We start from the raw sequence: 25,855 nt of genomic DNA on the forward strand, positions 1-25,855 counted from the left end.
CCGGAACCGCCTAGCTGGAGTAGGCGCTGTTTTCGTGGACGTAGTCGTGGGTGAGGTCGTTCGTGAGGATCGTGGCCTCGGCCCCGCCCGCCTGCAGGTCGATTTCGACGAGGACCTCACGCGGTTCGAGGTCCACGAGGTTCCGGTCATCGCCGATGCTGCCGTTGCGGCAGATCTGCACGCCGTTCATGGACACGTTCAGCTGGTCAGGATCGAAGGCCGCGTCGGTGGTGCCGACGGCGGACAGCACGCGGCCCCAGTTGGGGTCCTTGCCGAAAATCGCGGTCTTGAAGAGGTTGGAACGGGCGACGGCGCGGCTGACGATTTCGGCGTCCCGCTCGCTCGCGGCGTTGAACGTCCGGATCGCGATGTCGTGGCTGGCGCCCTCGGCGTCGCCGATCAGCTTGCGGGCCAGCTCGGCGCAGACCTGGGTCAGGCCCGCGCCGAAGTCGGCGGCGGTCGGCACGGCAGCGGAGGCCCCGGATGCCAGCAGCACCACGGTGTCATTGGTGGACATGCAGCCGTCAGAGTCCGCCCGGTCAAAGGTGACCCGGGTGGCGTTGCGGAGTTCGGCGTCGAGCATGTCCGGCGGGACGTCGGCGTCCGTGGTGAGGACCACCAGCATGGTGGCCAGGCCAGGGGCCAGCATGCCGGCACCCTTGGCCATGCCGCCGATGGTGAACTCGGTGCCCTTGGAGTCCGCGCCGGTGAAGACGGCCTGCTTGGACACGGAGTCCGTGGTCATGATCGCGGTGGCCGCCGCGGGACCGCCGTCCGCCGCCAGGGCCGCGGAGGCGGAACCGATCCCGGCCAGGATCTTCTCCATGGGCAGCTGTTCGCCGATCAGTCCGGTGGAGCAGACCACGACGTCGGTAGCCGAGACGCCGAGGGCCTCCGCGGTCTTCTCCGCGGTGATGTGGGTGTTCTGGAAGCCCTGGGGCCCGGTGCAGGCGTTCGCCCCGCCGGAGTTGAGGAAAACGGCGTCCACGCGGCCGTCCTTGACCACCTCGCGGGACCAGTGCACGGGGGCCGCGGCGACGCGGTTGGACGTGAAGACCGCCGCGGCGGCCTTGGACGGGCCGTCGTTGACCACGAGGGCAACGTCCGGCTTGCCGGAAACCTTGAGGCCGGCCGTCACGCCGGCGGCGCGGAATCCCTGCGGTGCGGTGATGCTCACGGTGCGACTCCCTGGAGGTTGAGGCCGGCGGATTCCGCCAGGCCGAGGGCAATATTCATGGACTGCACGGCCCCGCCGGCGGTCCCCTTGGTCAGGTTGTCGATGGCGCAGCACACGATCACGCGGCCGGTGTGCTCATCGAAGGCAAGCTGCATGACCGTGTGGTTCGATCCCTGGACCGACTTGGTGGACGGCCACTGGCCCTCCGGGAGCAAGTGCACGAACGGTTCGTCGTCGTAGGCCTCGGCCCAGGCACGGCGGAGCTCCTCGGCGGTGACGCTGCGTCCTGGCTGCTGCCGGACCTTGGCTGTCGCCGTCGTGAGGATGCCCCGGCTCATCGGTGCCAGCGTGGGCGTGAAGGAGACGGTGACCGGAGCGCCAAGCGCCTTGGAGAGTCCTTGCTCGATCTCCGGGGTGTGCCGGTGTCCCCCGCCTACCCCGTAGGGGCTCATGGAGCCCATGACTTCGGCGCCGATCAGGTTGACCTTGGCGGCCTTGCCGGCCCCCGAGGTGCCGGATGCTGAGACGATCACGACGTCGTCGCCGTCCAGCAGCTGGCTGCTGAAGCCGGGCGTGAGGGCCAGCAGGGCCGACGTCGGGTAGCAGCCGGGGACGGCGATCCGGGTGGCGCCGCGGAGGGCGTCACGCTGGCCGGGCAGTTCCGGAAGGCCGTAGGGCCAGGTCCCGGCGTGCGCGGAGCCGTAGAACTTCTCCCAGGCCTGGGGGTCCTCGAGGCGGTGGTCCGCCCCGGCGTCGATCACCACGGTTCCGGCGGGCAGCTGCGCCGCGATCTCGGCGGATGCCCCGTGCGGAAGCGCCAGGAACACGACGTCGTGGCCGGCCAGGTTATCCACGGTGGTGTCTTCAAGGATCCGGTCCGCCAGGCCATGGAGATGCGGCTGTAATTCCCCTAGTCTGGAACCGGCGTTGCTGTGGGCCGTGATGGCACCGATGGTGACGTCGGGATGGCCGGCGAGGAGCCGCAGGACCTCGCCGCCGGCATAGCCGCTCGCCCCGGAAACGGCAACAGAAATAGTCATAAGCACGACTATACAGCAAGAGTATGCATAGGTGCCGATATTTATGCATGAATGCACTTGTGCCTAAATGCACCCGTCTGTGCCTGAATCCACCCGCGTGTGGAGCCCGATCGGCGGCCCGCAGAACCCCTGGGGCGTATGCTTGGTAAAGGGTGATCCAGACCGTGCCGCTGCAAATGCCAGCTGCAGCGTTGCCCGCAAACAGCAACGAGGCAACCCCTATGACCACTACGCTCACCACCCCAGAGCGCCCTAAATCGCGAGTCAGGCAACCCAACGCCGTCGTTCTCAGCTATTCGGAACTGCTCAAGACCGTGAAGGCAGCCGGTCTCCTGGAACGCCGTGTCGGCTTCTACATCACCGTGTTTTCGGTGCTTGCCCTCCTCATGGCCGCGACCTGGTTCGGCTTTGCGCTGATCGGTGACAGCTGGTTCCAGCTCCTGATCGCCGCCGCCTTGGGCATCATTTGCACGCAACTGAGCTTCCTGGCCCACGAGGCCGGGCACCGGCAGATCTTCGCGTCCCGCCGCGCCAACGACTGGGCCGCACGGCTGCTCGCCACGTCCGTGGCGGGCATCAGCTACTCCTGGTGGGAGCAGAAGCACGGTGCGCACCACAATCACCCGAACGTCATTTCCAAGGACCCGGACATCGCGCCCGGGCCCATCGCCTTCCACGCCGAAGCCGTAGCCGACCGCCAGGGCCGCCTCGCATTCCTGACCCGCAAGCAGGGCTGGTTCTTCTTCCCGCTCCTGTTCCTGGTGGGCCTGGGCCTCCAGATCGATTCCGTGAAATTCATCGTCCGCCGCGCCAAGGTCACGCACCGCTGGGTTGAAATCCCGATCCTCGCCGTCCGGCTCAGCCTGCTGCCGGTTCTCGCCTTCTCCTTCCTGCCGCTGGGCATGGCGTTCGCCTTCATCGGCGTCCAGCTGGCCGTGTTCGGCTTCTACATGGGCGCGTCCTTCGCGCCGAACCACAAGGGCATGCCGGTCCTGCCGGCGGACAGCCGGGTCGACTTCTTCAGCCGCCAGGTCCTCACCTCCCGGAACATCTCGGGCGGCCGCTTCATGGACATCCTCCTCGGCGGCCTCAACCGCCAGGCAGAACACCACCTCTTCCCGGACATGGCCCGCCCCCAGCTGGACAAGGCCGCCAAGATCGTCCGCGAGTACTGCGCCAAGCACCAGGTCCCCTACACGGAAACCACGCTGATGCAGTCGTACGCCATCATCGTCCGCTACCTCAACGACGTCGGGCTCGCCGCGGGCCGCCACTTCGAATGCCCGATGGCAACGGTCACCCGCCGCTACTAGTCTGCCGCCGCTGCTAAGGACGCATCACCCGGCGGCCGCGCAGGACCCGCCGCGTCCGGACGGCGTCAGGTGAAGCATCTCGTGACGGATGGTTACGGAACGCCCCTTCATGGTTACCGCCAGTGTCCCTAGGATGGACCCAGGGACCGGGACAGACTTTCCCGCCCGGAAAAGGAGCCACATGATGCACGCAATCGTCGCCCGCCAGGCCGGGGGCCCCGAGGTCCTGGAGCTCGAGAAAGCAGCCCGCCCCGTTCCCGGGCCCGGCCAGCTGCTCGTCAGGGTCGCCGCCGCCGGCGTGAACTTCATCGACACCTACAAGCGCAGCGGCGTCTACAAGGTCAGCTACCCCTTCACGCCCGGTTCCGAGGCCGCAGGCACCGTGGAGGAGGTCGGCGACGCCGTCACCGGGTTCGCTCCCGGCGACCGGGTGGCCACGGCCGAGGGCGCTGGCTGCTACGCCGGCTATGCCCTCGTCGATGAGGACAAGGCCCTCCCTGTTCCGGACGGCCTGGACGATTTCACTGCCGCGGCCCTGCCGTTGCAGGGCGTGACGGCCCATTACCTGATCAACTCCACCTTCAAGGTCGAGTCCGGCCACACGGTCCTGGTCCACGCCGGCGCCGGTGGCGTCGGGCTCCTGATGATCCAGCTGCTCAAGGCCAAGGGCGCCCATGTCATCACCACTGTTTCGACGGACGAGAAAGAGCAGCTGGCCCGCGACGCCGGGGCCGACCACGTGCTGCGCTACGACGGTTTCGCTGAGCGGGTCCGGGATCTGACCAACGGCACCGGCGCGGACGTGGTGTACGACGGCGTCGGAAAAGACACCTTCGACGCCTCCCTGGCGTCGCTGCGCATCCGGGGCATGCTGGTGCTCTTCGGCGCAGCGTCCGGCCCGGTCCCGCCGTTCGACCCGCAGCGGCTCAACGCCGGCGGCTCGCTGTACCTTACCCGGCCGACCATGGGCCACTACCTTCGCGACGCCCGGGAACGCCGCTGGCGCTCCGACGAAGTCTTTGCCGCCGCCGCCGACGGCAGCCTCAAGGTCCGGATCGGCGCCCGCTACTCCCTCGCCGAGGCAGCCCGCGCCCACGATGACCTGGAACAGCGCCGCACCACCGGCAAAGTCATCCTGGTCCCCTAAGCCACACGGTCCCCCAAGCCGCGGCAACACCATCCGTTCATCTCTCGCAGGGACAATGCGCCAGTGACCGAGCAACGACTGACTCCGAGTGAAGCCCCCGACGCCGCTACGGTGCAGAGTCTTCCGGCACCCCGTGCCACCGTCTATGCGCCCCAACTGCCGGGGGCGCTCTCCGCTCCGGCGGAGCGGACGCTCATCGATATCCTCCGCGATAGTGCCGCCCGGTTCCCGGATGCCTCCGCCCTCGACGACGGCCACCGCTCGCTCAGCTACGCCCAGCTCATGGACGAAGTCCGGGCAACCGCGAGGAAACTGCACCTCGCCGGGCTGGGCGCCGGCGACAAGATCGGCGTCCGGATCCCGTCCGGCACCAACGAACTCTACGTCTCGATCCTGGCGGTACTGCTGGTCGGTGCGGCCTATGTCCCGGTAGACGCGGACGATCCGGATGAGCGGGCCAAACTGGTCTTCGGCGAGGCCAGGGTGGCCGGCATCCTCCGCGCCGGCGGGAAGATCGTCACGGACAGCAACCACCCCAGGCCGTTCCCCGACGCCAGGCCGCCCGGCCCCGACGACGACGCGTGGGTCATCTTCACCTCCGGCTCCACCGGCACACCCAAGGGCGTCGCTGTCCAGCACCGCTCGGCCGCCGCGTTCGTGGACGCCGAGGCCCGCATCTTCCTGCAGGGCGATCCGGTGGGCCCGCAGGACCGGGTGCTGGCCGGCCTGTCCGTTGCCTTCGATGCCTCCTGCGAGGAGATGTGGCTCGCGTGGCGCCACGGCGCCTGCCTTGTGCCGGCACCGCGGGCGCTGGTCCGGACCGGGATGGACCTGGGCCCCTGGCTCATCAGCCACGGCATCACTGTTGTCTCCACCGTCCCCACACTCGCCGCGCTCTGGCCCGTGGAATCGCTGGAAAGCGTCCGGCTGCTCATCTTCGGCGGGGAGGCATGTCCGCCGGACCTTGCCGAGCGGCTCGCCGTCGAAGGACGCGAAGTTTGGAATACCTACGGTCCCACCGAGGCCACCGTGGTTGCGTGTGCCGCGCGGCTCGGCGCGCCCGGCCCCGTCCGGATCGGCCTGCCGCTGGACGGCTGGGACCTCGCCGTCGTCGACGCCGATTCGCTGCCCGTTGCCGAAGGTGAGGTGGGCGAGCTGATCATCGGCGGTGTGGGACTGGCCCGGTACCTTGACCCGGTCAAGGACGAGGAAAAATACGCCCCCATGCCGTCCCTGGGTTGGCCGCGCGCCTACCGCTCCGGCGACCTCGTCAAGTACGAAGCAGCCGGACTCATCTTCCAGGGCCGCGCCGATGAACAGGTCAAGCTCGGCGGCCGCCGGATCGAGCTCGGAGAAATCGACGCCGCCCTGCAGTCGCTGCCGGACGTCGCAGGCGCCGCCGCCGCCGTCCAGACCACCGCCGCCGGCAACCAGATACTGGTCGGCTACCTGGCCGCAGAAACGGGCAAGGACATCGACCTCGCGGCCGCGCGCGAACTGCTCGGCGAGAGCCTGCCCGCGCCCCTCATCCCGCTGCTGACGCTCGTCGATTCCCTGCCGACCAAAACCAGCGGCAAAGTGGACCGCCATGCCCTGCCCTGGCCGCTTAGCGGAACAGGAGCTGCCGAGGCCGAAGGTGCCCCGCTGAACCTGCCCGACGACGCGCAGTGGATCGTTGAACAGTGGAGCGCCGTGCTCGGAAGCCCGGTCACCAGCCTCGACGCCGATTTCTTCGCCTACGGCGGCGGCTCGCTGGCTGCCGCGCAGCTGGTATCCGCCTTGCGCGTCCGCTACCCCACCATTACCGTGGCCGACATCTATGCAACACCCCGGGTGGGCGCGCTGGTGGACGAGGCGCGCCAGTCACTCCCCGAAGGCGGAACAGTCGCCACCCCGGAGCGCACCGTCCGGCCCACCGCGCGCAAGTCCCAGGCCTTCCAGACCCTCATGGGCGTTCCGCTGCACATCCTGGTCGGCATGCGCTGGCTGACCTACCTGATGGCCGCCAACAATCTCCTGGCCGCCTTCGCCGGATTCAGCGCCGCACCAACTGTCTCGTGGTGGTGGGTGGGCGCGTCCTGGCTGGTCTTTGTCAGCCCGGCCGGGCGGATGCTGATCTCCGTTGCCGCCGCCCGCATCCTGCTCCGCAACGTCGTGCCCGGCACATATCCACGCTCCGGCCGGGTGCACCTCCGTCTCTGGCTCGCGGAACAGATCCAGGACCTGGCCGGCGCCATCAGCCTGGCCAGCGCGCCCTGGGTGCCTTACTACGCAAAGGCGCTCGGTGCGAAGATCGGCGAGAACGTCCAGCTGCATTCGCTCCCGCCGGTCACCGGGCTGCTGTCCTTGGGCGCCGGTTCCAACATCGAGCCTGAAGTCGATCTGTCCGGCTGGTGGATTGACGGCGACCGTGTGCACATCGGCGCCATCCGGATAGGCGCCGGCGCAAGCGTCGGCGCCCGCAGCACGCTCATGCCTGGTGCCACCGTGGGTGCGGGGGCGCAGGTGGAGCCGGGCTCGGCGGTGATCGGGAAGGTTAAGGCAGGGCAGCTGGTGGCCGGGTCGCCGGCCGAGCGCCGCGGCAAGGCGCGGCACTCATGGCCGGACTCCCCGTCCGAGCACCGGCTGATGGGCCGGCTGTGGTTCGCCGGCTTCGCCGCGGCATCTGCCGTGCTGGCGCTCATCCCCTATGTCTCCGCCGCCGTCGCGGCCTTCGTGATTTTCGCGTTCATCCAGGGCAGCCCGTCCCTGCCCGCAGCCCTGCCCGGCATTGTGCTCTCGATCCCCCTGGCGGCGCTGGCGTGGTTCCTGACCAACCTGCTGCTGATCCTGGCGACGACGAGACTCCTCAGCGTGGGCCTCGCAGAGGGCTACTACCGGGTCCGGAGCCGGATCGGATGGCAGGTTTGGGCAACCGAGCGGGTACTGGATCTGGCCCGGGACCTGCTGTTCCCGGTCTACGCCAGCCTCTTTACGCCGGTCTGGCTTCGGCTTCTCGGCGCGAAGGTGGGCCGCAACGTGGAAGCCTCGACAGTGTTGCTGATCCCCAGCATGACCACCGTGGGCGAGGGCGCGTTCCTGGCCGATGACACCATGGTGGCGTCCTACGAACTCGACGGCGGCTGGATGCGGATTGCCCCGGCCAAGATCGGCAAACGGTCCTTCCTGGGCAACTCGGGCATGACGGCGGCCGGGCGCAACGTACCCAAGAACTCCCTTGTGGCGGTCCTCTCCGCGACGCCGGCCAAGGCGAAGGCCGGGACATCGTGGCTGGGCAGCCCGCCCGTGCGGCTGCGACGCACCGCCATCGCCTCGGACGACACGCGGACGTACCAGCCACCCCGGAAGCTGAAGGTGGCGCGCGCCCTGTGGGAGCTGTGCAGGTTCGTCCCCGTCATGCTGACGGTCGCGATCGCCGCCGGTGTGATGCTCGCCTTCGACGCGATGGCGACAATTTTCAACTACGGAATCGCAGCCGTCCTGAGCGGGGTGGTGGTCCTGCTGGCCGGGGCCACGGCCGCGGGCAGTGCCGTGGTGGCCAAGTGGCTGCTGGTGGGCCGCATCCGCCCCGGCGAGCACCCGCTGTGGAGCTCGTTCATTTGGCGGAACGAGGTGGTGGACACCTTTATCGAGATGGTCAGCGCCCCGTGGTTCGCGCGCGCCGCCACCGGAACACCGGCACTGGTGTGGTGGCTGCGGGCACTCGGCGCGAAAATCGGTGCGGGGACCTGGTGCGAAAGCTACTGGCTGCCCGAGGCGGACCTTGTCACCCTGGGCAGGAACTCGACCGTCAACCGCGGCTGCGTCGTCCAGACCCATCTGTTCCATGACCGGGTCATGAGCATCGACACTGTTACGCTCGATGACGGAGCCACCATGGGGCCGCACGGCGTCATCCTGCCGCAGGCCAGGATCGGCAGCGGCGGCACGGTGGGGCCGGCATCCCTCGTCATGCGGGGCGAAACCGTCCCCGCCGGGACGTACTGGATGGGCAATCCGGTCAGCCCGTGGGACGGGCCGGCACCGCCCGCCAAGCCCCGGTAGGCCCGGCCTGCGCACGTCCACCAGCACGACAACAACCCGAAGGTCCGTCCATTGAGCACCAGCGCACCAAGCAGCGGCGCCGCCACAGGCGGCGAAATCAGCCGGGAAATCAGCCGCGAGATCAGCAGGGCAACCGCCCCGGAAACGGGCGCCCCGGACCCCTATATGCCGGGCCATGGAACGAATGCCTACCGGGTCACCCGGTACGAACTGAATCTGGACTACCGCGTCAGCAGCAACCGCCTTGCCGGGCACGCCGTCCTGCACGCCGTCACGAAGTTCCCGACGGCGGCGATCGTCCTGGACTTGGCCGGACTGCGGGCCACGAAGATCCAGCTCGACGGACGGCGGGTGCGCAGGTTCACCCAGCGGGCCGAGCAGCTCGTGGTCTATCCCGACGTTCCCCTGCTGGCCAACGAGGCCTTCACCCTGGACATCCGCTACGAGGGCTACCCCGCGCCGCGCCGCGGCCTGTGGGGCGAGGTCGGCTGGGAGGAGCTCTCCGATGGTGTGCTGGTGGCCGGCCAGCCCAACGGCGCCGCTTCCTGGTTCCCGTGCAATGACCACCCCCGGGACAAGGCGAGCTACCTCATCACGGTGACCACCGACGCGAACTACCGGGCGGTGTGCAACGGCGTGCTGCTCTCCCGCACCAGCGGGGCGAGCCGCGAGACCTGGGTGTACGAGCAGGCCGAACCCATGGCCACCTACCTGGCAACGGTCCAGATCGGCCGTTATGAGCTCCTGACGCTCAATGCCGAGCGGCCGTCAGGACACGTTCCGCAATATGTGGCCGTTCCAGCGGCGCTGGCGGCGGCGGCCCGGGCCGCCTTGGCCCGGCAGCCCGAGATGATGCGGAAATTCACCAACTGCTTTGGGCCGTATCCGTTCCCGGAGTACACCGTGGTGGTCACTTCCGACGTGCTGGAAATCCCGCTGGAAGCGCAGACGCTGTCCATCCTGGGCCCAAATCATTTGCGGCAGGACTGGGATTCGCAGCGGATGATCGCCCACGAACTCGCCCACCAATGGTTCGGGAACTCGCTCACCACGGCGACGTGGAAGAACATCTGGCTGCACGAGGGCTTTGCCTGTTACGCGGAATGGCTCTGGTCTGAGGAGGCCGGCGTCATGTCGGTGGCGGGGCGCGCCCGCGCCGCCTGGCGCAAGCTCTCCGCCGCTCCGCAGGACCTGATGGTGGGCGATCCCGGCCCGGAGCTGATGTTCGACGATCGCGTCTACAAACGCGGAGCCCTGGCCCTGCACGCGCTGCGGGTACGCTCCGGCGACCTCGCGTTCTTCGCCCTGCTGCACGACTGGACGGACCGCTTCCGCCACGGCACGGTGACCACTGCCGACTTCATCGTCGCGGCCGCCCACACCACCGGCCTCGACGCAGAGGCGCTGCTGCACCCGTGGCTGTTCGAACACGCCCTCCCGCCGCTCCCGCAGCCAGCACCGTCCCGGCCCTGAGGGAAGGACTGCCCTTCCGGCAGGGCTAGGGCAGGACAGCGACGGCGACGGCGGCCACGAGGTCCGCGGGCAGTCCGGTCTCTGCCGGCGCCAGGTCCCGGAGCCCGGCACGGCCGTCCACGTTCGTGCCCAGCACGTCCAGGGTGTCCGGGGCCGTCTGCAGCCCCGTGCCCAGCATCTTGAGCCATGCCTCTTTGCGCGCCCACAACCGGGCCCGGCCCCGCAGCAAGGAGATGCCGTCCAGCCCGGCGAGGTGGAGTTGTTCCGCCGTAGTCAACACGACGTCGTCGAACCCATCGAAGTCCGCCCGGGCGGGGTCCTCGACGTCGACGCCCAGGCGCTGGCCCGGTTCCGGGTCCACGAGCCCGGCCAGAAGTGTCCAGCCGGCAGCGCGGGACAGGCTCAGCAACAACGGCACGGCCTCGCCGCGGAGCCGGTAGCCTGGCTTGCCGTGTGAGATGTCCGCGCCGGTGCCGCAGCGTGGACAGCTGTACCAGGCGGTGAGGTCGGACGCCGGGACGCCGAGCAGGCCGGCGGCGAACCGCCGCTGCGCGAGCCGGCCGGCGAGGAACTCCCGCCGGGTTCGCGGGGTCATGGCCCGGGCGCGCTCGAGCTCGGCCCCAGCCAGCAGGGAACGCGCCTCGCGTTCCAGCTCGGACGCAGCAGCGGTTGCCGCGGTTTCCGGCACACCCGGGACCCCGGAAACGCCAAGGGGCGGGCAGGCACGCACAACAAGGTGTGATGCCATGACCCGCCCCCTTTCAGCTCATCAGCGCTGTCGCCAGCGCAGTTCTCAGCGCTGCACCGCTCCGAAGCGTTCGTGGGCAGCGGCAACGGCACCTTCACGCGCCGCCGAGGCCTCGTCGGCCGTCAGGGTGCGGTCGTTGGCGCGGAAACGCAAGCTAAACGCCAGCGACTTCTTGCCCTCCTCGATGCCCTTGCCCGCATAAACGTCGAACAGGGCGACGTCTTCGAGCAGCTCGCCTGCGCCTTCACGCAGGGCGGCGAGCACCTCTTGCGCCGGGACGTCCTGCGGCACCACGAGGGCCACGTCCTGGGTGGCCACGGGGTACGTCGAGATGTGGCGGGCCACGATCACGTCGGCAGCAGCCTCGAAGAGGGCGTCGGCGTTCAGTTCCAGCGCCACGGAACGGGCCGGCATGTCCTGTGCCGCCAGCAGCTTTGGGTGCAGCTCGCCGGCGTAGCCCACTACTTCGCCGGTGCGCAGTTCAAGCTGTGCTGCCCGGCCCGGGTGGAAGGCCTGGTGCCGGCCCTGGGTGACCAGGAGTTCGACGCCGAGCACGTCGCCGGCGATCCGGGCGATGTCCAGCGCGTCCGCCCAGTCCCAAGCACGCGGGGTGTGGCCCGGGGCGACGGGAGAGTCGTGCCCCGTGAGCACGGCGGCGAGGTGCAGCGGCTGGTCCGGGACGCCGTCGTACAGGCCGTCCAGTATCTCGTCGCTGGGCTTGACGCCGAGCGGCGGGATCGTGGCGGTGCCAAGCTGGTCGCCGGGCAGGAACACGAGCCCGGCCTCGAAGAGGGCGAGGTCGCGGAAGCCGCGGGAGTGGTTGCGCTTGGCTACCTCGATGAGGCCCGGCAGGACGGAAGTCCGCAGGAAGCCGTGCTCCTCGCTGATCGGGTTGGCCAGCCTGAGGGCCTTGCGCTCCGCGCCCTCGGCCGGGACGCCGAAGGTGTCATTGGCCGCCTGGGAGACGAACGGGTAGCTCAATACCTCGGTGAGTCCGGCGTCGGCGAGGGCCTGGATCAGGCGGCGGCGCTGCTGCTGGACGCGGGTCAGGCCACGGCCCGGCGGCGCCACCGGCAGGGTCGCCGGGATCTGGTCGTAGCCGACCAGGCGGGCGATTTCCTCGGTGAGGTCGTCCTTGGTTTCGAGGTCGCTGCGCCAGCTCGGCGCGGTCACCGTGTGGCCGTTGCCGTTGTGCTCGACGACGGCGCCGAGGTCTTCCAGCGAGGTCACGATGTGTTCCTCGGTGAAGTCGATCCCAATCCGGGCTGCGGCGTACCCTGCCGGCAGTTCGATGGTGACCGCGTCCGGCGCGGTCCCGACGTCGGTCCCGGCCTCATCCGCCGTGCCTCCGGCAAATTCGACCAGCAGGTCGACCACCCGCTGGGCGGCAACATCGGCCACCTGCCAGTCCACGCCGCGTTCGAAGCGCTTGGACGCCTCGGAGGGCAGCTTGTGGCGGCGGCGGGCGCGGGCGATCGAGACCTCGTCGAAGTGTGCGGCCTCGACCAGGATGTTTGTAGTGGCGTCCGAGACCTCGGTGTGGGCACCGCCCATGACGCCGGCGATCCCGATGGGGCCGGATGCGTCCGTGATCAGCAGATCCTCGGCGTCGAGCGTGCGCTCCTTGTCGTCAAGGGTGGTGATCTTCTCCCCTGCCGTGGCGCGCCGGACCACAATGTCGCCGGCCAGCTTGTCCAGGTCGTAGCAGTGGTTCGGCTGCCCGAGTTCGAGCATGACGTAGTTGGAGATATCCACCGGCAAGGAGATGGACCGGATGCCGGCGAGCCGGAGACGGGAGGCCATCCACGGCGGGGTGGGCCGGGTGGCATCCACGCCGCGCACGGTGCGGGCCACAAAGCGGTCACAGCCGGGCTTGCCGTAAATGGGGGCGTCGTCGTTGAGCTTGACGCCGTAGCCGCCGGACAGCGGCGCCGGGGCCTTGACCTTGGACACCGGGTCCGTGAACACGGTGCCGGTGGCGTGCGCGTATTCCCGGGCCACACCGCGGATGGAGAACGCATACCCGCGGTCAGGCGTCACATTGATCTCAGCCGCCTGGTCGTAGAGGCCCAGCAGCTCCATGGCGTCGGTGCCCAGTTCCGGATCCAGCCCGATCCGAGACAGCACCAGGATGCCGTCGTGGTCCTCACCGATGCCCAGTTCGCGCACGGAGGCGATCATGCCGGCCGAGAGGTGACCGTAGGTCTTCCGCGCGGAAATGTGGAAGTCGCCCGGCAGCACCGCGCCCGGGAGCGTCACCACCACTTTGTCGCCCTCGACGAAGTTGTGGGCGCCGCAGATGATGCCCTGGACGCCTGAGGGATCGATGCCGTCGCCGGTCAGGGACTGCGGCTGGCCCTCGGGGACAACCCGGACCTGGCACCAGTTGATGGTCTTGCCGTTGGTCTGGGGCTCCTTGACGATGCTGAGCACCTGGCCCACCACGATGGGCCCCCGGAGGGTGTCCGTGGGGCGGTGGACTGCTTCTTCTTCAAAGCCGACCTTGACGAGCTCGGCCATGACGTCTTCGGCCGATGCTCCGGCCGGTACCTGCGCGAATTCACGCAGCCAGGAAAGTGGGATACGCACTGTTAGATCTCCATCCCGAAGTGCTCGCTGAAACGTACGTCGCCTTCGATCATGTCGCGCATGTCGCCAACCTCATTACGGAACATGAGGGTGCGCTCGATGCCCATGCCGAAGGCAAAACCTGAATAGACCTCCGGGTCGATGCCGGCGGCGCGCAGAACGTTGGGGTTGACCATGCCGCAGCCTCCCCACTCGATCCAGCTGGGGCCGCCCTTGGCGCCCGGGTGCCAGATATCGAGCTCCGCGGACGGCTCGGTGAACGGGAAATAGTTGGGGCGCAGCCGGATCTGGGCTTCCGCGCCGAACATCTGGCGTGCGAAGTGCTCCAGCGTGCCTCGGAGATCCGCCATGCTCAGCTTCTTGTCGATGGCCAGGCCCTCGAACTGGTGGAACACCGGGGTGTGGGTCGCGTCGAGTTCGTCCGTGCGGAACACCTTTCCCGGGCACAGCACGTAGATGGGCAGCTCCCGTTCCAGCATGGAGCGGACCTGCACCGGCGAAGTGTGCGTGCGCATGAGCAGGTGGGCCTCGGGCGGCTCAACGAAGAACGTGTCCTGCATGTCGCGGGCGGGGTGGTCCGGCTTGAAGTTCAGGGCATCGAAGTTGAACCATTCGGACTCGACCTCGGGCCCCTCGGCGATTTCCCAACCCATGCCGACGAAGATGTCCGCCACGCGGTCCTGCAGCGTGGACAGCGGGTGGCGTGCTCCGGCCCGGCGCCTACGCGGGGCCGCCGTGACATCCACGGTCTCTTCGACGAGGATCCGCGCGTCGTTCTCGGCCTCGAGCGCCACCGTGCGGTCCGCGAGCGCCTTGTTGACGCGTCCCCTGGAGGCGCCCATGAGCTTGCCGGCGGCGGCCTTCTGGTCCTTGGGGAGCGCGCCGATCTCACGGTTGGCGAGGCTCAGCGCGGACTTTTCTCCCGTGTGCGCGAGGCGCACGGCCTTGAGTTCATCGAGGGTCGCTGCAGCGGCGATGGCGGCAACGGCCTGGTCTACGGCGGCGGTAATGGCGGCTTCATCCAGAGGGTTCGGGACGGCGGCGCCCGGCAAAGTTTCAGTCATCTACTGTTCTTAGCTACGAGTCGGATCATGCCGACAGCACACGGTACGGGCACAGGGCACGGCGCGGGTTCTCGGCAAGGCTTATGGTCACTGTCCCCAGTCTAGTAGACGGCCGTCGGCCGCCAGTCAATCGTCAGGCGAACATCAGGCGTTCGTGACACTTCGCCCCCGCAGCCTCCCCAAGGACGCTGAACCCGGACGTTGGACACGAGCGCTGAACCCGCGAACATGGCCCGCGGGCACTGGGGCGTCCTGCCGGGACCCTGACCGCCGGGCACGCCCCCGGCTACCATGGCCTCATGACGTCCGGACAACGGCTGCGCCAGATTGCCAACCTGCTGAACGGGTCCACGCTCCTGGGCCTGCTGCTGGCAGCGTGCGCCCGGGCGAACGTCAGCTCCGGCCCGCGGGGACTGCTGATTGCGAGCCACTACCGCTGGCGGCTTCCGTTTGCCGCGGCCTTCACGGTGGGCAACGTCATCCTGTTCCGCGCCGGCCCCGAATCCGCCGGCGCCAACCCGGCACTGCTGGGACACGAGGAGCGGCACAGCACCCAGTACGCGTGGTGCCTTGGCTGGCCCTTCCTTCCGCTGTACTTCATCGCCGCGGGCTGGTCCCTCTGGCGGACCGGCAACCCGGGCAGCGCCAACTTCTTCGAGCGGCATGCCGGACTCGAGGCAGGCGGATACCCCCGCCCCGGCGTTCCCGGGACGGGCGCGCCCGGGACCGCCAGGCCCGGGGCCACTCCTGGGACGCACCGAAGAATGGGCACGGCTGCCCCCAACCGTTATGAGGCCTGAGATGACAGAGACCCCCAGAAGTATCTCGGTCACGGGAACCGGCAGCGCCGAGGCGGTACCGGACCTGCTGACCTTGTCGATCGGCGTTGAATGCCGCCGCGACACCGTGGCCGAGGCCTACAGCGAGGCAGGAACACGGTCGGCCGCCATCACGGCGGAGCTCCGGCACCACGGGGTGGACAGCACTGACATGTCCACCTCCGGGCTGAATGTCCGGGCCGAGCTGAACTGGCAGGAGGGCCGCGGCCAGACCGTGACCGGCTATCTGGCCTCCAACACGCTCACCGTCAGGATCCGCGCGCTGTCCGCGTCCTCACAGATTCTTGCCGGCGCCGTTGCTGCCGGCGGCGACTCCGTCCGCTTGAACGGGCTGAGCCTCGGCTTCGCGGACCCCGCCGCCGTCGAGGCACGCGCGCGGGAGGCCGCCTGGCAGGACGCCCGCACCACCGCCGCGCACTATGCCGCGCTCTCCGGAGCCAGCCTGGGCAGGGTCCTTTCCCTCACCCAGCACACCGGGTTCCAGGCGCCGATCCCGGTGGCGAAGATGCAGCGCGCGGTAGCGGCGGACGCGCTCACCGTTGAGGCCGGCGAGTCGAGCGTCACCGCCACGGTCGGCGTCGTGTGGGAACTGCTCAACTAATTTGGAGTAGTTGCTCGGGTAATTGTTCGGGTTGTCCTCGAATCACCGACGGCGGCCGCAACCGGCAAGAGCCCAACTAACGGCCCGCCGGCCGCTAGTGCATTGCGCCGGCAGCGAGCCTGAGATCCGCCGTCGTCGCTAACGTGGTGCGGACGACGACGGCGAGCGCCGCCGCCATCTGGTGCGCCGGCAGCGACGGGGTGCTGCTCCCGGCCGGAAGCTGGGTGTCCGCGTACGGAATGTGGACAAACCCTCCCCGGGTGCCGGGACGGCGCCGCAGGGCGTGCATGAGCGCATAGAAGACGTGGTTGCAGACGTAGGTCCCGGCACTCTGGGACACAACAGCTGGAATCTGCTCGGCCGTCAGCGCCGCGAGCGCCGCTTTGACAGGCAGCGACGTGAAATAGGCCGCCGGTCCGCCCTGGACCACGGGTTCGTCCACGGGCTGGTTGCCGGCGTTGTCCGGGATCCGGGCGTCGTCACAATTGATGGCCACCCGTTCCAGCGAAATGCGCGCCCTCCCGCCGGCCTGGCCGGCGCACAGCACAAGCTCGGGCCGGAACCGCTCGAGGGCCTCCGCCAATACCTTGGCCGAGTCCCCAAAGACGCAGGGCAATTCCACCGCCTGGACATCCAGCCCCTCGGTTTGGAGCAAACGGGCCGCCGAACGGGCCGCGGCCCAGGACGGATTGGCGGTATCGCCGCCGAACGGCTCGAACCCGGTCAGGAGAATCATCGCCCCAGCCTAGCAATGCCCTCACGCTGCCTTCTGGCTTCGCCGGCCCTGCGATCCGGCACGCCCACCTGGAGACATGGCGCCCCGCCGGCCTGACGGCACCCTTGACTTTTAGTCGAACATATATTCGAATATAGGCATGAGATGGGACGCACAAGCACTTGAGCGCGGCGATTCCCCGGCCGCCCTTTCTGCCGATTCGCCGGCCGCACCGGCCCTGCTGCCGCTGGCCGGGCTGGTGCGGTCCGTCACTACCCCGGACTTTGCCGGGATCACCTTCCATGAGGTCACCGCCAAATCGGTGCTCAACAAGGTGGTCGCCGGTTCGCGCATGCCGTTCGAGTGGACCATCAACCCGTACCGCGGCTGCAGCCATGCCTGCGTCTACTGCTTCGCGCGCAAGAGCCACACCTATCTGGACTTCGACGCCGGCCTGGACTTTGACAGCCAGGTGGTGGTCAAAATCAACGCCGCCGAGATCCTGCGCAAGGAGCTGGCCAAGCCCTCCTGGCAGCACGAGCACGTGGCCCTTGGCACCAACACGGACCCGTACCAGCGCGCCGAGGGCCGCTATCAGCTCATGCCCGGCATCATCGGCGCCCTGGCCGACTCCGGCACTCCCCTGTCCATCCTCACCAAGGGCACGCTCCTTGCCCGGGACATCCCGCTCCTGAAGCATGCCGCCGCCCAGGTGCCGGTGGGGGTAGGCATATCGCTGGCCATGACCAATGAAGAACTGTCCGAAGCCGTGGAACCGGGCACGCCGGGCCCGCGCGCGCGGCTGAAGCTCATCGCCCGGCTGCGGGAGGCGGGCCTGCCCTGCGGTGTCATGGCCATGCCCATCCTGCCGTGGCTCTCGGACAGCGACGAGGCCCTGGACTCCCTCTTCGGAGCCTTGGCGGCGGCCGGCGCCACAGGGGTCACGGCCGGCGCGCTGTACCTGAAACCGGGCACCCGTGAATGGTTCATGCAGTGGATCGCCCGCGAACATCCGCAGCTGGCCGGCAAGTACCGCCGGCTGTACGGCAGCGGGTCCTATGCGTCCAAGGAATACCGGGAATGGCTGGCCGGCCGCATCCGCCATTTCAAGGACCTGCACGGCTTTTCCGGCTCGCAGGGATTCAGCCACAGGGATCTCGACGGCGGCACCGACCACCACGATGCCCGCGAGGAAGAAGCCCAGTACCCGGCCGGCAGCATCCCGGACACTGCCGGGCACGCGAGCGCCCGGCGCGCAGACGGCCGGCTCGCCGGCCACGCGGGCACAGCCCACTCCGGTGCAGCCTCTTCCGGCAGAGCCCTTCCCAGCTCAGCCCAGCCCACACTGTTTTGACGCCCGTTCCTACCACGAGGCGCCCTGAACCTTGGGCGCCGCGCGGCGTGAACGGTTTACGCCGTGGACCTAGAGCGCAGTGAACCTAAAGCGCCGTGAACCTAGAAGCGCCGTGAACCCGGACTGCCATAAACCTAGAGCGCCTTGACCGCGCCGAGCACCCTCGACAGCGAATCCTTGGCATCCCCGAACAGGAGCGTGGTCTTGGGATCGTGCAGAAGCTCGTTCTCAATGCCGGCAAACCCCGGGCGCATCGACCGCTTCAGGAACACGACCTGCTGGGCCTGGACCACTTCCAGGATCGGCATCCCGTAGATCGGCGAGCCGGGGGACGTCTTGGCCGCCGGGTTGACGACGTCGTTGGCGCCGACCACCAGCGCGATATCCGTGTTCGCGAACTCGGGATTGATTTCGGCCAGCTCCCGCAGTGACTCGTAGGGCACGTCGGCCTCGGCCAGCAGCACGTTCATGTGCCCCGGCATGCGTCCCGCCACGGGGTGAATGGCGAAGACCACCTCCACGCCGCGGGCAGCCAGGGCCGTGGCGAGTTCCGCCACGGTGTGTTGGCCCTGCGCCACCGCGAGTCCGTACCCCGGAACAATGACCACCCGCTGGGCATAGCCAAGCTGAACGGCAACGTCCTCCGGCGACGCACAACGCACAGGCCGGTCGCTCACGGCGGTGGAACCCGCCGTCGAGCCGCCCTTGAACGCCCCGAACAGGATCCCGGCCACTCCGCGTCCCATGGCCGAGGCCATTGCCTTGGTCAGGATTGTGCCGCTCGCGCCGACAAGCGTCCCGGCGACGAGCAGCAGGACATTGCCCAGGACCACGCCGGACGCTGCCACCGCCAGGCCAGTGAACGCGTTCAGCAGGGAGATCACGATCGGCACGTCCGCCCCGCCGACGGGCAACACCAGGAGCAGCCCGGCGGCGAGCCCAAAGCCTAGCAGCGCGAGCGACCAGCCGAGCGACCCGGTCAGGACCACCAGCGCTCCCGAGATGACCGCCCCCAGCAGCACCGCCCCCATGACCCAGGGCATGCCGGGAAACAGGAGCGGACGGGTACTGATGAGCTCCTGCAGCTTGCCCACAGTCACGGCAGAGCCGGCGAAGGACACCGCACCCACCAGCATGGTGAAGACCACGGCCAGGCGGACCCATGGATCCTCGTTGTGGCCAAGTTCCAGTACGGCGACGAGGGCGGCGGCCCCGCCTCCTACACCGTTGAACAGCGCCACCAGTTGGGGCATCTGGGTCATTTGCACCCGCCGGGCCACGGGGACGGCAATCGCGGAGCCCACGGCAATGGCTGCCAGGATGAGCGGAATATTTTCCAGCCGCGCGGAGAAGAACACGGTGACGACGGCGAGAAGCGCCCCGGCGGCACCGATGGCGTTGCCGCGGCGCGCGGTCCGTGGCGAGCTGAGACCCTTGAGCGCCAGAATGAAGCAGACGGCGGCCGCAAGGTAGAGCAGGGCTGTCCATTCGGGGCTCAGGAGACTCATCGGTCCTCCCCCGCCCCGCCGCCGGAGCCTCCGTTACCTGAGCGTCCTTCCCCCGCGGCTCCGCCGGCTGTGGCGGCCCCGGTTCGTACGCGGGCCCGCTTGTGGGCGCTGAACATCTCAAGCATCCGGTCCGTGACCACGAAGCCGCCCACCAGGTTGACGGTTGCCAGGACCACGGCCAGCAACGCGATGCCGAGCACCCAGGGGTCGGTGGCTTGTCCGGCCACAATGATGGCGCCGACCAGGATGATGCCGTGGATGGCGTTGGCGCCGGACATCAGTGGTGTGTGCAGCTTGCTGGTGACCTTGGAGACAACTTCGAAGCCGACGAACACAGCCAGCACCACCACTGTCAGCAATGCGACCGGGCCCATCATGCCTCCGTATCCAGTAATGCCGCGGTGGGTTCATGCCGCACGGCGCCGCCGTGGGTCAGGCACGTTCCGGCAACCACGTCGTCGTCGAAGTCCGGGGCCACGGAACCGGCGTCGGTCAGGAGGGCGAGGAAGTTGCTGACGTTCCGGGCGAAAAGCCGGGACGCGTCCGACGGCACGGCGGACGCCGCGTCCTGCAGGCCCACGAGGGTGACCGACCCGCCGTCGGCCGGCACCTGGACGTCCTGGCCGGCGATCACGCCCTCGACGTTGCCTCCGGACTCCGCGGCGAGGTCCACCACGACCGACCCGGCCCGCATGCTGGCCACCATTGCGGTGGTCACCAGCAAGGGGGCGGCCCGGCCCGGGATGGCAGCGGTGGTGATCAGGATGTCCGCTGCAGCGACGTGCGGGGCAAGGAGGCTGCGCTGGCGTTGTGCCCGGTCCTCGCCGAGGGCACGGGCGTAGCCTCCGGCTCCTTCGGCCGCGGCGTCCACGTCCAGATTGATGAAAGTTCCACCCATCGAGGCGACCTCGTCGGCGGAGGCGGCCCGGATGTCGTTGGCCGACACCCGGGCGCCGAGCCGTTTCGCCGTGCCGATCGCCTGCAGCCCGGCGACGCCGGCGCCGAGGACCAGCACTCTCGCCGGCGGGATGGTCCCCGCTGCGGTCATGTAAAGCGGGAAGAACCGCGGGTAGCGCATGGCGGCTTCCAGCACTGCACGGTAGCCGGTGACCAGGGACTGCGAGCTGAGCGCATCCATGGACTGTGCCCGGGAAATCCGCGGGAGCAGTTCGAGGGCGAACGAGGTGATCCCGGCGCCGGCCAGCGCGCGGACAGTCGACAGGTCCGAGGCCGGCGACGCCAGGCCGATGGTGACAGCGCCGGGACGGAGCCGGGCTGCGACCTCCGGGGTGAGCGGGCGGACGTGCAGCAGGACGTCCAGGGCCTCCAACGGGAGTTCGGAGATCACAGTGGCGCCCGCCTCCTTGAAGGCGGCGTCCACGAACCCTGCTTCGGTTCCGGCGCCGCTCTCCACCAGGAGATGGAGCCCGAGGGCTGTCAGTTGCTGGACTGTCTCCGGTGTGGCCGCAACGCGGCGTTCTCCGGCTCGCCGCTCTCGTCCGACACCGACCTGCACGGCCACTCCTCTCGATTGCGTTCAGAGTAGGCACATGCCTGACCGTTTGGCGAGCGTCGGGCATTCGAAGCCTGCCGGCCCGTCCGGGTCAGTGGCTAAGCCCGGCGCCCACTCCGCGCGGCCCGGTGGCCCGGACTGCGGCCAGCAGGGCTTCTACGATGGGGAAGTCCGCCGGGATCCATGGCAGGCCCAGGACCTCCGCCGGACTGCGGAGGTCAAGCCAGCGCAGTTCGTCGTGGTCCTCCAGCGGCCGCGGCTCTCCCTCAGCCAGTTCGGCGAACCAGACCCTCATCGCCGCCTTCTCGTTGAGCGGCCAGCCCGTGGCGGTTTCCGCCGGCAGCTCAGACCCGAGCCGCACCAGCACGCCCAGTTCTTCGCGGAGCTCGCGGTGCAAGGCGTCTTCCGCTGCTTCGCCTGGCTCCACCTTTCCGCCCGGGAACTCCCACATTCCGGCAAACTGCGGCGGCGCTGTGCGCCGCGCCACAAGGAGCAGGCCCGGTTCAGCCAGGGAGTCCACTACTGCGCCGCCAACGACGCCAACGAGTCCAGTCACGCCCACCAGTCTATTGCGGCCGCAAGGTCTCCAGCCGGGTTGGCCGGTCCCTGTCCCGCGAGCAGCCGGGCGCGGGCGGTGGCCGGGGAGCTGGGAGCGGGTCCCGCGCCCGGCCCGGCGACCCGCGAACGGCCGGGTAGGGGACAATGGTGGAGGCGGCCGCGCAGACCGGTTTCGCCCCGTTGCGGAATATTTGGCGCCGCCCCCCAGTTCTTTAAAGCATATTTAATCTGTCCGATCCTCCCGGCCCTTCCGGAAAATCTCCCCGAAAAGACGAATGACAACCACCACACACGCCCCGGCGCCGTCCAAGACCGGCACCCGTCACGTTGCCCTGGCCATCATTGCCCTGGCGATGGGCGGATTTGGCATCGGCACCACAGAATTCACCATGATGGGCCTGCTCAAGGAGATCGAACAGGGCCTGAACATCAGCACGCCCGAGGCCGGCCACCTTATTTCGGCCTACGCCCTCGGCGTCGTGATCGGCGCGCCCGTGCTGGCCGCCGTCGGGGCCAAACTCCCGCGGAAATACCTGGCTTTGGGACTCATGTTCTTCTTCAGCATCGCCAATCTCAGTTCCTTCCTTGCCCCGGACTACGGCTCCATGCTGGTGTCCCGGTTTGCCGCGGGACTGCCCCACGGCGCCTTTTTCGGAGTCGCGGCCGTGATTGCTGCCTCCCTGGTGGCACCGACCAAGCGGGGTTGGGCCATTTCGATGGTCATGGCCGGGCTGACGGTGTCCAACGTCATTGGCGTCCCCTTCGCCACCTGGCTGGGCCAGAGCTACGGGTGGCGGCTCCTGTTCCTGCTGGTGGGCCTGATCGGCATCATGACGCTCGCCATGCTGTGGAAGTTCGTCCCGTTCCAGAAGCCGCACGCAGATGCCAGCTTCCGCCGTGAACTCGGCGCGCTCAAGCGGCTCCAGGTGTGGCTTGCCATCCTGGTCGGCATCGTCGGCTTCGGCGGTTTCTTCGCGACCTACACGTACATTTCGCACACCATGACCTCCGTTGCCGGCGTCCCGGCGCCCTGGCTGCCGCTGGTTGTGGCGCTGTACGGCGTGGGCATGGTGGCGGGCAACATCGTGGGCGGCAGGATCGCCGATAGGTCCGTCATGGGCACGATTTACTGGGTGCTGCCCGGTACTGCGGTGGCACTCGTGGTCTACGCCGTGGGCGTCCATTGGGCCTGGTCCGCGCTGGTCATGGTGTTCGTGGTTGGCGCTGCCGGGTCCATGCTGGTTCCGGCGCTGCAGACCAGGCTTCTGGATGCGTCTCCCGACGCACCGTCGCTGGCCTCCTCACTCAACCATGCGGCGCTCAATGTCGCCAACGCCCTGGGCGCTTTCCTGGGGGGCCTTGTGATTGCCTGGGGTTGGGGCTACGTCGCGCCGGCCCTCGTAGGCGCGGTCCTTGCCGTGCTGGGGCTCGGGGTTGCTGCCATCAGCGGCGCCGTGGAACGCAGGCGGCCGCTGGCCTCTTAGCCGCCCTTGGCCATCCCCTCAGCCGCGGCAAAGCGGCCGGGCTAAAGGCGGACATGCTCAAAAAGAACGGCAGTCCTGTCCAGTGGAGCACTGGACAGGACTGCCGTTTTCTTTAGGTACTGACGTTGTCTTTAGGGCCGAGGTCCTATGTGGGCGCAGGGCTCCCGGTCGGCTCGGGGGGCGTTGACGCGCTGCACGTCCGGTTCCAGGTAGATGACCCGGGCAATCGGGACGGCCTCGCGGATCCGGACCTCGGCGTCATCAATCGCCTTCGCAATGTCCTGGCCCGAGTCCGAGCGGCCGATGCTGATCTTGGCCGCCACCAGCAGTTCCTCAGGACCAAGGTGCATGGTCTTGAGGTGAATGATGGTGGTGCCGCCGGCTTCGATCGCGCCGCGGATCTTGGCCACGTCATCGCGAGTGGCCGACTCGCCCAGCAGCAGGGACTTGGTCTCCATGGCCAGCACCACAGCGATCGCCACGAGCAGCAGGCCGATCATCGCGGTGCCGAGGGCGTCCCAGATGCCGTTCCCAGTCAGGAGCGTCAGCCCCACGCCGAAGAGCGCGAACACCAGACCCACGAGGGCGCCAAAATCCTCGAGGAGGATCACGGGGAGTTCCGGCTGCTTCGCATTGCGGATGAACTTGACCCAGCTTTGCTTTCCCCTGAGGGGATTGGATTCGATGATCGCTGTCCGGAAGGAGAAGGACTCGGCAATGATCGCGCCGATCAGGACGGCAAGCGGCACCCACCAGAAGTCCCCTTCGATGGCGTGCGGGTGCTGGATCTTTCCCCAGGCCTCATACAGGGCGAACAGGCCGCCGACGCTGAAAAGCACAATCGAGACGATAAAGGCGTAAATGTACCGCTCGCGACCGTAGCCAAAGGGGTGCTCGGGGCTGGCTTTCCGCTGCGCGCGCTTGCCGCCGACCAGGAGCAACAGCTGGTTGCCGGAGTCTGCGAGCGAGTGAATCGCCTCGGCCAGCATGGACGAGGAAAACGTCAGAAAGTAAGCGACGAATTTCAAAACGGCGATGGTCAGGTTTGCGGCCAGCGCCGCGAGAATCGCCTTAGTACCGCCATTTGCAGCCACGTGAGCTTCTCCTTGTGGGGTTCTTCAGGGTGTACGCGAACACCGGAAGAACCCAGCGCCCACAAGAAATACCGTACCCGTTTCCGGGCCGCAGCCGAACCGCGGCGGGGGCCAACCGGTCCACGTAACGATTGGGTAGTCCCCTGCTGACAACGAATCCGCCCTATGTTAGCTTGAAGCCATATTCGGGATCCACAATTTGGGTGCCGACGAATATGTAGGAGGAGACATGGGCTTTCTCGGCTGGATCATTCTCGGACTCATAGTAGGTGCAATCGTCAAGGCAGTCATGCCCGGCAGGGTCGGCGGCGGCTGGGTTACCAGCCTCGTGCTCGGCGTCGTGGGCGCAATTGTCGGCGGCTGGATCGGGGACCTTCTGTTCGGCGGCGGCAAGATGGAATTCTGGAATCTCGGTTCCTGGCTCCTGGCCATTGTCGGCGGCCTCGCCGTAGCGGGCATTTACGGCGCCATCACAGGGCGCAACAAGACCACATAATTCTGCAAGGCACTGACCGCACACTGTGTGTGGGGCGGCAGTGACAGTACGACGGCGGGGCCCACCATTCGGTGGGCCCCGCCGTTCGTTGTTTGAAGGGCTTCTGGCCGGATTTCCCTGCCGGACGTGCAAGCTCCTTGCAGAGTCCCTAGGACGCCTGCTGGGAGCGGGCGCTGGCGTAGAGGCAGACGGTGGCTGCGGTGCCGAGGTTCAGGCTTTCCGCTCCCCCATAAACCGGCACGGCCACCCGGTGGTCGGCCAGCGCGATCTCGTCCTCGGACAGTCCCTGAGCCTCGTTGCCGAAGAGCCAGGCCGTGGGGTTCTCCAGCGCGAAGACCGACTCGGCCGCGGGGGCCCCCAGGCGCCGGGCCGCATTCTCGTCCTGGAGACGGTCCAGGTTCAGCTGGCCTTGGCCGTCCGCCGCGAGGACTCCGATGCCACGTTCCTTGCAGCGGGCCACCAGGTCCTCGACATCAGCGCCCAGCACCACGGGCAGGTGGAAGAGGGATCCCGCCGTCGAGCGCACGGCCTTCGGGTTGTAGATGTCAACGCTGGATGCGGTCAGGATAACGGCGTCCGCGCCGGCCGCGTCGGCAGCCCGGAGCACGGTTCCGGCGTTGCCGGGGTCGCGGACCTGGCACAGCACCGCGATCAGCTGCGGGCCGGCGTCGAGTACCTGTTCAAGACTCACGTCCAGAAAACCGCAGACCGCGAGAATGCCCTGCGGGGTGACCGTGTCCGCCATAGCGGCCAGCACTTCGTCGGTGGCCAGGAATGCGGTGGTGCCCTCTGCGAGTGTCTCCAGGTCCGGGTGCCGGTCCAGGCAGGCCTCGCTCGCGTACACCTCGTAGACGATGCCGGGCTCCCCCGCGGCAATCCTCTTCTGGTGCAGGACCAGGGCCTCCCGGACGGCCTGCGGGCCCTCTGCCAGGAACTCTCTGCGCTTTAAACGCGCCGGGCGCCCGGCAAGTTGTGCCACCTTCCTCACCCGATCAGCTCGAGGATTGGAAAGTGGAAAATCTTGCGGGCGCCCGGTTTCGTTCATATAAGAACCTTAGTTGCTTTCACAGCCGGTTCTTGAACGAAGCAGTCTTTCGA

At 68.4% G+C, this 25,855-nt stretch carries 21 protein-coding genes; 9 read left to right on the forward strand and 12 right to left on the reverse strand.

Annotated elements, in window-relative coordinates; genetic code table 11:
* Positions 1-10 precede the first annotated feature (10 nt).
* Complete coding sequence (gene argJ, locus AC1DKQ_RS06625; RefSeq protein ID WP_476883868.1) at positions 11-1,177, reverse strand: bifunctional glutamate N-acetyltransferase/amino-acid acetyltransferase ArgJ; 1,167 nt, start codon at positions 1,175-1,177, stop codon at positions 11-13.
* Positions 1,174-2,217 carry an N-acetyl-gamma-glutamyl-phosphate reductase gene (gene argC, locus AC1DKQ_RS06630; protein ID WP_476883869.1) on the reverse strand — a complete coding sequence of 348 codons (1,044 nt, stop codon included), beginning with the start codon at positions 2,215-2,217 and terminating at the stop codon, positions 1,174-1,176. The genes argJ and argC overlap by 4 nt, the downstream gene beginning before the upstream one ends.
* Before the next feature lie 221 nt (positions 2,218-2,438).
* On the opposite strand from argC, the gene AC1DKQ_RS06635 reads away from it, so the two are divergent.
* The 4 genes from AC1DKQ_RS06635 (at position 2,439) to AC1DKQ_RS06650 (ending at position 10,194) form a co-directional block, all read left to right on the forward strand.
* Positions 2,439-3,530: a fatty acid desaturase family protein gene (locus tag AC1DKQ_RS06635; protein WP_277525968.1), complete on the forward strand. Its 1,092-nt coding sequence runs from the start codon at positions 2,439-2,441 to the stop codon at positions 3,528-3,530.
* 181 nt (positions 3,531-3,711) lie between these two features.
* Positions 3,712-4,677 (forward strand): quinone oxidoreductase family protein, encoded by a 966-nt coding sequence (locus tag AC1DKQ_RS06640; protein ID WP_476883871.1) that lies wholly within the window; start codon positions 3,712-3,714, stop codon positions 4,675-4,677.
* Positions 4,678-4,788: 111 nt separating this feature from the next.
* On the forward strand, positions 4,789-8,721 hold the full coding sequence (locus AC1DKQ_RS06645) for a Pls/PosA family non-ribosomal peptide synthetase (RefSeq protein ID WP_476884023.1): 3,933 nt from the start codon (positions 4,789-4,791) through the stop codon (positions 8,719-8,721).
* A gap of 51 nt (positions 8,722-8,772) precedes the next feature.
* The gene (locus AC1DKQ_RS06650) at positions 8,773-10,194 is read left to right on the forward strand and encodes a M1 family metallopeptidase (RefSeq protein WP_476883872.1); all 1,422 of its coding nucleotides are present in this window, start codon (positions 8,773-8,775) and stop codon (positions 10,192-10,194) included.
* A gap of 25 nt (positions 10,195-10,219) precedes the next feature.
* Here AC1DKQ_RS06650 and AC1DKQ_RS06655 read toward each other — a convergent pair whose 3' ends face one another.
* Genes AC1DKQ_RS06655 through pheS form a run of 3 tightly spaced genes read right to left on the reverse strand, consistent with a single transcriptional unit; the run spans position 10,220 to position 14,595 of the window.
* A complete protein-coding gene (locus tag AC1DKQ_RS06655; RefSeq protein ID WP_476883873.1) occupies positions 10,220-10,942 on the reverse strand; it encodes a 4'-phosphopantetheinyl transferase family protein in 723 nt (240 codons plus the stop codon).
* Positions 10,943-10,987: 45 nt separating this feature from the next.
* Complete coding sequence (gene pheT, locus AC1DKQ_RS06660) at positions 10,988-13,531, reverse strand: phenylalanine--tRNA ligase subunit beta (RefSeq protein WP_476883874.1); 2,544 nt, start codon at positions 13,529-13,531, stop codon at positions 10,988-10,990.
* 2 nt (positions 13,532-13,533) lie between these two features.
* The gene (pheS, locus tag AC1DKQ_RS06665; RefSeq protein ID WP_476883875.1) at positions 13,534-14,595 is read right to left on the reverse strand and encodes a phenylalanine--tRNA ligase subunit alpha; all 1,062 of its coding nucleotides are present in this window, start codon (positions 14,593-14,595) and stop codon (positions 13,534-13,536) included.
* A 299-nt stretch (positions 14,596-14,894) separates the two neighbouring features.
* Between pheS and AC1DKQ_RS06670 the strand changes: the two genes are divergently transcribed.
* Complete coding sequence (locus AC1DKQ_RS06670; RefSeq protein WP_476883876.1) at positions 14,895-15,395, forward strand: hypothetical protein; 501 nt, start codon at positions 14,895-14,897, stop codon at positions 15,393-15,395.
* A gap of 1 nt (position 15,396) precedes the next feature.
* Positions 15,397-16,035: an SIMPL domain-containing protein gene (locus AC1DKQ_RS06675; RefSeq protein WP_476883877.1), complete on the forward strand. Its 639-nt coding sequence runs from the start codon at positions 15,397-15,399 to the stop codon at positions 16,033-16,035.
* Positions 16,036-16,129: 94 nt separating this feature from the next.
* Here the strand turns inward: AC1DKQ_RS06675 and pcp are convergent, their stop codons facing one another.
* Positions 16,130-16,771, reverse strand: coding sequence for a pyroglutamyl-peptidase I (pcp, locus tag AC1DKQ_RS06680; protein WP_476883878.1), 642 nt, complete (start codon positions 16,769-16,771; stop codon positions 16,130-16,132).
* Between the two features lie 139 nt (positions 16,772-16,910).
* On the opposite strand from pcp, the gene AC1DKQ_RS06685 reads away from it, so the two are divergent.
* A complete protein-coding gene (locus AC1DKQ_RS06685; RefSeq protein WP_476918495.1) occupies positions 16,911-18,104 on the forward strand; it encodes an Rv2578c family radical SAM protein in 1,194 nt (397 codons plus the stop codon).
* A gap of 134 nt (positions 18,105-18,238) precedes the next feature.
* On the opposite strand, the gene AC1DKQ_RS06690 is transcribed toward AC1DKQ_RS06685, so the two are convergent.
* The 4 genes from AC1DKQ_RS06690 to AC1DKQ_RS06705 all read right to left on the reverse strand — a co-directional run bounded on the left by AC1DKQ_RS06690 (position 18,239) and on the right by AC1DKQ_RS06705 (position 21,681).
* Positions 18,239-19,612, reverse strand: coding sequence for an NAD(P)(+) transhydrogenase (Re/Si-specific) subunit beta (locus AC1DKQ_RS06690; RefSeq protein ID WP_476883880.1), 1,374 nt, complete (start codon positions 19,610-19,612; stop codon positions 18,239-18,241).
* Complete coding sequence (locus AC1DKQ_RS06695) at positions 19,609-19,986, reverse strand: NAD(P) transhydrogenase subunit alpha part 2 (RefSeq protein ID WP_476884024.1); 378 nt, start codon at positions 19,984-19,986, stop codon at positions 19,609-19,611. Before AC1DKQ_RS06695 ends, AC1DKQ_RS06690 begins: the two co-directional genes overlap by 4 nt.
* Positions 19,986-21,128, reverse strand: a complete 1,143-nt coding sequence (locus AC1DKQ_RS06700) for a Re/Si-specific NAD(P)(+) transhydrogenase subunit alpha (RefSeq protein ID WP_476883881.1) — start codon at positions 21,126-21,128, stop codon at positions 19,986-19,988. Before AC1DKQ_RS06700 ends, AC1DKQ_RS06695 begins: the two co-directional genes overlap by 1 nt.
* A gap of 88 nt (positions 21,129-21,216) precedes the next feature.
* Complete coding sequence (locus AC1DKQ_RS06705) at positions 21,217-21,681, reverse strand: (deoxy)nucleoside triphosphate pyrophosphohydrolase (RefSeq protein ID WP_476883882.1); 465 nt, start codon at positions 21,679-21,681, stop codon at positions 21,217-21,219.
* Between the two features lie 277 nt (positions 21,682-21,958).
* On the opposite strand from AC1DKQ_RS06705, the gene AC1DKQ_RS06710 reads away from it, so the two are divergent.
* Positions 21,959-23,167, forward strand: a complete 1,209-nt coding sequence (locus AC1DKQ_RS06710) for an MFS transporter (RefSeq protein WP_476883883.1) — start codon at positions 21,959-21,961, stop codon at positions 23,165-23,167.
* Between the two features lie 131 nt (positions 23,168-23,298).
* Here the strand turns inward: AC1DKQ_RS06710 and AC1DKQ_RS06715 are convergent, their stop codons facing one another.
* On the reverse strand, positions 23,299-24,261 hold the full coding sequence (locus AC1DKQ_RS06715; protein WP_476918496.1) for a cation diffusion facilitator family transporter: 963 nt from the start codon (positions 24,259-24,261) through the stop codon (positions 23,299-23,301).
* Positions 24,262-24,490: 229 nt separating this feature from the next.
* Between AC1DKQ_RS06715 and AC1DKQ_RS06720 the strand changes: the two genes are divergently transcribed.
* Positions 24,491-24,757 carry a GlsB/YeaQ/YmgE family stress response membrane protein gene (locus AC1DKQ_RS06720; RefSeq protein WP_090956472.1) on the forward strand — a complete coding sequence of 89 codons (267 nt, stop codon included), beginning with the start codon at positions 24,491-24,493 and terminating at the stop codon, positions 24,755-24,757.
* Positions 24,758-24,905: 148 nt separating this feature from the next.
* Here AC1DKQ_RS06720 and AC1DKQ_RS06725 read toward each other — a convergent pair whose 3' ends face one another.
* Entirely contained in the window at positions 24,906-25,802 is an 897-nt protein-coding gene (locus AC1DKQ_RS06725) for a TrmH family RNA methyltransferase (RefSeq protein WP_476883885.1), read from the reverse strand.
* Between the last annotated feature and the right edge of the window lie 53 nt (positions 25,803-25,855).

The organism is Arthrobacter sp. 05L421 (assembly GCF_056397785.1).

Coding starts and splice junctions, on each gene's coding strand:
- argC (WP_476883869.1), bottom strand. CDS start 2,217: ATGACTATTTCTGTTGCCGTTTCCGGGGCGAGCGGCTATGCCGGCGGC.
- AC1DKQ_RS06635 (WP_277525968.1), top strand. CDS start 2,439: ATGACCACTACGCTCACCACCCCAGAGCGCCCTAAATCGCGAGTCAGG.
- AC1DKQ_RS06640 (WP_476883871.1), top strand. CDS start 3,712: ATGATGCACGCAATCGTCGCCCGCCAGGCCGGGGGCCCCGAGGTCCTG.
- AC1DKQ_RS06655 (WP_476883873.1), bottom strand. CDS start 10,942: ATGGCATCACACCTTGTTGTGCGTGCCTGCCCGCCCCTTGGCGTTTCC.
- pheS (WP_476883875.1), bottom strand. CDS start 14,595: ATGACTGAAACTTTGCCGGGCGCCGCCGTCCCGAACCCTCTGGATGAA.
- AC1DKQ_RS06670 (WP_476883876.1), top strand. CDS start 14,895: ATGACGTCCGGACAACGGCTGCGCCAGATTGCCAACCTGCTGAACGGG.
- AC1DKQ_RS06675 (WP_476883877.1), top strand. CDS start 15,397: ATGACAGAGACCCCCAGAAGTATCTCGGTCACGGGAACCGGCAGCGCC.
- pcp (WP_476883878.1), bottom strand. CDS start 16,771: ATGATTCTCCTGACCGGGTTCGAGCCGTTCGGCGGCGATACCGCCAAT.
- AC1DKQ_RS06685 (WP_476918495.1), top strand. CDS start 16,911: ATGAGATGGGACGCACAAGCACTTGAGCGCGGCGATTCCCCGGCCGCC.
- AC1DKQ_RS06690 (WP_476883880.1), bottom strand. CDS start 19,612: ATGAGTCTCCTGAGCCCCGAATGGACAGCCCTGCTCTACCTTGCGGCC.
- AC1DKQ_RS06695 (WP_476884024.1), bottom strand. CDS start 19,986: ATGGGCCCGGTCGCATTGCTGACAGTGGTGGTGCTGGCTGTGTTCGTC.
- AC1DKQ_RS06710 (WP_476883883.1), top strand. CDS start 21,959: ATGACAACCACCACACACGCCCCGGCGCCGTCCAAGACCGGCACCCGT.
- AC1DKQ_RS06720 (WP_090956472.1), top strand. CDS start 24,491: ATGGGCTTTCTCGGCTGGATCATTCTCGGACTCATAGTAGGTGCAATC.
- AC1DKQ_RS06725 (WP_476883885.1), bottom strand. CDS start 25,802: ATGAACGAAACCGGGCGCCCGCAAGATTTTCCACTTTCCAATCCTCGA.